The organism is Rhodococcus sp. 05-2254-6 (assembly GCF_002258565.1).
In the GTDB taxonomy this organism is placed as follows: domain Bacteria; phylum Actinomycetota; class Actinomycetes; order Mycobacteriales; family Mycobacteriaceae; genus Rhodococcoides.
In genome coordinates this window covers 1-5,099 of sequence record NZ_NOZF01000062.1, presented here as the reverse complement: position 1 = coordinate 5,099, position 5,099 = coordinate 1, and the positions used below count along the sequence as shown (strand labels likewise).

Sequence of the window (5,099 nt, the reverse complement as noted above, 5' to 3'; positions counted from 1 at the left end):
AGCAGCAGCGAAAGCAGCCCCGGCCCCCCTCGACGCGGCAGCTGCCCTCCGTGAGGACGGCATCGGCGTCATCGCCGAAGTGAAGCGGGCGAGCCCGTCCAAGGGCGCGTTGGCAGACATCGGTGATCCGGCTGTTCTCGCTCGCGCGTACGAGCAGGGCGGCGCTCGCATCATCAGCGTTCTCACCGAGGAGCGTCGGTTCCACGGTTCACTCGCAGACCTCGACGCGGTCCGGGCCGCCGTCTCGATTCCCGTGCTGCGCAAGGACTTCATCGTCGGTCCGTACCAGATCCACGAGGCTCGGGCCCACGGTGCCGATGTCATCTTGCTGATCGTCGCGGCACTGGAACAGGATGCGTTGACCTCGTTGCTCGACCGCACCGAGTCGCTGGGGATGACTGCGCTCGTCGAGGTGCACACCGAGGCCGAAGCGGATCGCGCCCTCGAAGCCGGTGCCAGCGTCATCGGTATCAACGCCCGCAATCTGAAGACGCTCGAGATCGATCGTGACAGCTTCGGCCGTATCGCGCCCGGGTTGCCCAGCGAGATCATCCGTATCGCGGAGTCCGGGGTGCGGGGCACTGCAGATCTGCTCGCCTACGCCGGTGCCGGTGCCGACGCGGTACTCGTCGGCGAGGGCTTGGTCACGGCAGGGGATCCACGCACGGCCGTCTCGGACCTGGTGACGGCCGGAACGCATCCGTCGTGCCCCAAGCCCGCACGCTGACCCGAGCGCGGCTGCGGTCCGCCGTTGGGGCACACTGGACCGGTGAGCACCAGCAATTCTTCTTTCACCACGGACGCCCCGCAGGCAGTCCGTTTCAAGGGCGCTGATCTGCCGCAGAGCAGCATCGGCCTCACCGATCGCAGCGCGCACGAGCCCGATGTGGGTGGCCACTTCGGCGTCTACGGCGGCAGATTCGTGCCCGAGGCTCTGATGGGTGTGATCGAGGAAGTCACCGCCGAGTACGAGAAGGTGCGCAGCGACAACGAGTTCCTCGCTGAACTCGACCGACTGCAGCGCGATTACACCGGTCGCCCGTCACCGGTCTTCGAGGCGACACGGCTGTCCGAGCACGCCGGCGGCGCTCGTATTCTTCTCAAGCGAGAAGACCTCAACCACACCGGTTCTCACAAGATCAACAACGTTCTCGGCCAGGTTTTGCTCGCCAAGCGGATGGGCAAGACTCGTGTCATCGCGGAGACAGGTGCCGGTCAACACGGCGTCGCGACCGCCACGGCCTGTGCGCTGATGGGTCTCGACTGCGTCGTCTACATGGGCGAGGTCGACACCGAGCGCCAGGCCCTCAACGTCGCCCGAATGCGTTTGCTCGGGTCGGAAGTCGTCGCAGTGAAGTCCGGTTCACGCACTCTCAAGGACGCGATCAACGAGGCGCTGCGCGACTGGGTCACCCACGCGGACAACACGTACTACTGCTTCGGCACTGTCGCCGGGCCGCACCCGTTCCCGGTCATGGTGCGCGACTTCCAGCGCATCATCGGCCTCGAAGCGCGGCAGCAGGTGCTCGCGTCCACGGGCAGGCTGCCCGACGCCATCGCTGCCTGCGTCGGCGGTGGCTCCAACGCGATCGGCATCTTCCACGCCTTCATCGACGACGCCGACGTTCGACTGATCGGTTTCGAGGCGGCAGGTGACGGCGTCGAGACGGGTCGCCACGCCGCGACCATCAGCGGTGGAACCCCGGGAGCGCTGCACGGTGCCTACTCGTATCTGCTGCAGGACGAGGACGGTCAGACCGTCGACTCCCACTCCATCTCGGCGGGGTTGGACTACCCGGGCGTCGGTCCGGAGCATTCGTACCTGCACGACATCGGGCGCGCCGAGTACCGCGGCATCACCGATACCGAGGCGATGAACGCCTTCAAGCTGCTGTGCCGCACCGAAGGCATCATTCCGGCCATCGAGTCCTCGCATGCCATCGCCGGTGCATTGACACTCGGCAGGGAGTTGGGTGAAGGCGCGATCATCCTGGTCAACCTCTCCGGGCGTGGCGACAAGGATGTCGACACCGCGGCCGAGTGGTTCGGGCTGATCGACGGAGGCGGCGAAGCGAACGTGGACGACGAAGTGGGGATCAAGCCATGAGCAACAACGACTCTCGCCTCTCGGGGACCTTCGCGCAGTGCCGTGCCGAAGGGCGCGCAGCACTCGTCGGATACCTACCCGCGGGTTTTCCGACCGTGCCGCGCTCGGTCGAGGTGTTCAAGACCATGGTCGACGCCGGATGCGACATCGTCGAGGTGGGCATTCCGTATTCCGATCCGGTGATGGACGGCCCCACGATTCAGGCTGCAGCCGACGTTGCGCTGCGAGCCGGTGCTCGGGTCAAGGACGTGTTCGCAGTCACCGAGCAGGTCTCTGCCGCGGGCGGAAAAGCGGTTGTCATGACCTACTGGAACCTGGTGCTCAAGTACGGCATCGAGAACTTCGCGCGGGATCTCGCAGGCGCTGGTGGGCTCGGAATCATCACTCCGGATCTCATTCCCGACGAGGCGCAGGAATGGATCGAGGTCTCGAACCGCTACGAACTCGACCGAATCTTCCTCGTCGCTCCGTCGTCGACCGAGGAGCGGCTCGTCAGCACCGTCGAAGCAAGTAGCGGCTTCGTCTACGCGGCCTCGACTATGGGCGTCACCGGAGCCCGCGACGCGGTGTCCTCGATGGCCCCCGCGCTCTCGGCGCGCATTCGTGAGCACTCCGACATCCCGATCGGTGTCGGCCTCGGTGTCCGTTCCGGTGCGCAGGCTGCCGAGATCGCCCGGTATGCCGACGCCGTGATCGTCGGTTCGGCATTGGTCAGTGCCGTGGACAAGGGACTCGACGCCGTGCGCGACCTGACGACGGAACTCGCCGAGGGTGTCCGTTCCGCTAACGTAGCGTCGTGACTTCGACCGCGATCCTGGCCTACATTCCCAGTCCGCCGCAGGGGGTGTGGCACGTCGGACCGTTGGCTCTGCGGGCCTACGCCCTGTTCATCATCATCGGCATCGTCGTTTCCGTGGTGTGGGGTGATCGACGCTGGGTGGCCCGAGGCGGAACCAAGGGCACAGTCCTCGACGTCGCAGTCTGGGCCGTCCCGTTCGGGCTGCTGGGCGGGCGTCTGTACCACGTCGCAACCGACTGGAAGACCTACTTCGGTCCCGGCGGAAACCCGATCGAAGCGTTGTACGTCTGGAACGGCGGATTGGGAATCTGGGGAGCGGTGTTCCTCGGCGGCGTCGGTGCCTGGATCGCCTGCCGTCGACGCGGAATTCCGTTGCCGGCATTCGGTGACGCCGTCGGCCCACCGATTCTGCTCGCCCAGGCGATCGGCCGCATCGGCAACTACTTCAACCAGGAACTGTACGGCCGTGCCACCACCCAGCCGTGGGGTCTGGAGATCTACGAGCGGGTCGACGCCAACGGACGGCTCGATCCACTCAACGGAGTCTCGACCGGTTTCGTGGAAAAAGTGGTGCATCCGACGTTCCTGTACGAGCTGTTGTGGAGCGTCGCGGTCGTCGTCCTTCTGGTTCTCGTGGACCGCAAGTACACGATCGGCCACGGTCGACTGTTCGCGCTGTACGTTGCCGGATACTGCGCGGGGCGGTTCTGGGTGGAACTCATGCGCGACGACTTCGCCACGACGATCGCCGGTATCCGCATCAACACTTTCACCTCCGCCATCATCTTCGTTCTGGCGGTCGCGTACTTCGTGATCGCCACCAAGGGCCGAGAAGAACCGGCAACGCTGAGGTCGAACGACGACGAGGATCGCGAGGTCTCCGAGGTCACCTCGTCGGATGCGACAGGCTCGCGCCCGACGCCGGTCGACGACACCACGGACGCGGGCACCGCCGACGTGCAGCCCGCTGGGACGTCCGACAAGAAAGCCGAGGAAGAAGGCAGTACGCGTGGTTGATTTCGACAAGACCCCTGGACCCGAGCCCGAGCCGGGTTCCGGCACTGCTGATTCCAGCGACAACGCGACCGAGCCGACCGCATCGTTCGGCACGCCGTTCGACTACGACGCCACCGCCGAAGCGTCGCTCTCGGAGCCGCCCGGAACCTCGGAGTCCGCGCCCTCGCACGGTCCGACCGGCCCCACGGGTCCGGGGTGGGACACGTACTCGGGTATCGGAAACGGGCCGGGTTGGTCCAGCACACCGAGCTACCCGGCGCCGAGTCCGGACGGCAGTACCGACAATCCGCTGGGTGGATTCCCACCACCCCCCGGTTATCCACAGCAGGGTTACGGCCAGCAGGGCTATTCGCAACAGAGTTATCCGCAGCAGGGCTATCCGCAACAGGGGTACGGCCAGCCACAGAATTTCGGTCAGCAGGGTTACCCACAGCCGGGTTATCAACAGCAGGGCTACCCACAGCAGGGGTACGGCCAGCAGGGTTTCCCGCAACAGAGCTACGGCCAGCAGGGCTATGGCGTACCCCCTGGCTACCAGGGCGGACCCGGGTTCGGTGTAGGCCCCGATGCGCCGTACGGGCGTGATCCGATGACCGGCGAGCCGCTGTCGGACAAGTCCAAGATCGTCGGCGGCCTGTTGCAGATATTTCTCGGCTGGTTGGGTGTCGGTCGCTTCTATCTCGGCAGTATCGGGATCGGTGTCGCCCAGCTGCTCCTGTTCTTCTTCGGGGTGCTGCTCACGGCAGTGTTCGGCCTCGGACTGATCGTGTTGTTCGGGCTGTTCGTCTGGCACCTCGTCGACGGCGTGCTGATACTGGTGGGCAATGTGACGGACCCTCAGGGGCGAAAACTGAGAGACTGAGCCCTTGTTCGCACCGCATCCGCACAAGGGAGCCCGACGTGAGTGACTCAGGTAAATGGCCGTCCAACGGTTCGCCGGAAGACGGATCCGGTTCGACGGAGCCGACGATCTCGTTCGAGAAGAACACCCCTACAGGATCGGGTCCCGTCTACGGCGCACCCGACCCCAAGTACACGACCCCGAACCACGGCACCCCGAACACCCCTGGTGCCGGTGATCAGGGTCAGCAGTTCGGACCTCCGCCCGGCACCGGTTACCCACCGCCATCCGAGGGGTCCGGCCAGTACGGCGCTCCCCAGTACGGCGGCCAACAG

5 protein-coding genes and 1 pseudogene are annotated in these 5,099 nt (G+C 65.7%); all 6 read left to right on the top strand.

Annotated elements, in window-relative coordinates:
- Positions 1-727 (top strand): indole-3-glycerol phosphate synthase TrpC (trpC, locus tag CH256_RS08180; protein WP_094669242.1); only part of this gene is annotated, 727 nt, incomplete at its 5' end.
- A gap of 108 nt (positions 728-835) precedes the next feature.
- Positions 836-2,107, top strand: coding sequence for a tryptophan synthase subunit beta (gene trpB / locus CH256_RS08175; RefSeq protein ID WP_094640387.1), 1,272 nt, complete (start codon positions 836-838; stop codon positions 2,105-2,107).
- Positions 2,104-2,907, top strand: a complete 804-nt coding sequence (trpA, locus tag CH256_RS08170; RefSeq protein WP_068052599.1) for a tryptophan synthase subunit alpha — start codon at positions 2,104-2,106, stop codon at positions 2,905-2,907. The genes trpB and trpA overlap by 4 nt, the downstream gene beginning before the upstream one ends.
- Entirely contained in the window at positions 2,904-3,923 is a 1,020-nt protein-coding gene (gene lgt, locus CH256_RS08165; protein WP_256989397.1) for a prolipoprotein diacylglyceryl transferase, read from the top strand. Before trpA ends, lgt begins: the two co-directional genes overlap by 4 nt.
- Positions 3,916-4,785 (top strand): TM2 domain-containing protein, encoded by an 870-nt coding sequence (locus CH256_RS08160; protein WP_256989396.1) that lies wholly within the window; start codon positions 3,916-3,918, stop codon positions 4,783-4,785. Before lgt ends, CH256_RS08160 begins: the two co-directional genes overlap by 8 nt.
- Before the next feature lie 38 nt (positions 4,786-4,823).
- Positions 4,824-5,099: pseudogene (locus CH256_RS08155) on the top strand (hypothetical protein); the annotation flags it as partial.

Excerpts from the sequence above, each read along its gene's own strand:
- trpA (WP_068052599.1), top strand. The coding sequence starts at position 2,104 with ATGAGCAACAACGACTCTCGCCTCTCGGGGACCTTCGCGCAGTGCCGT.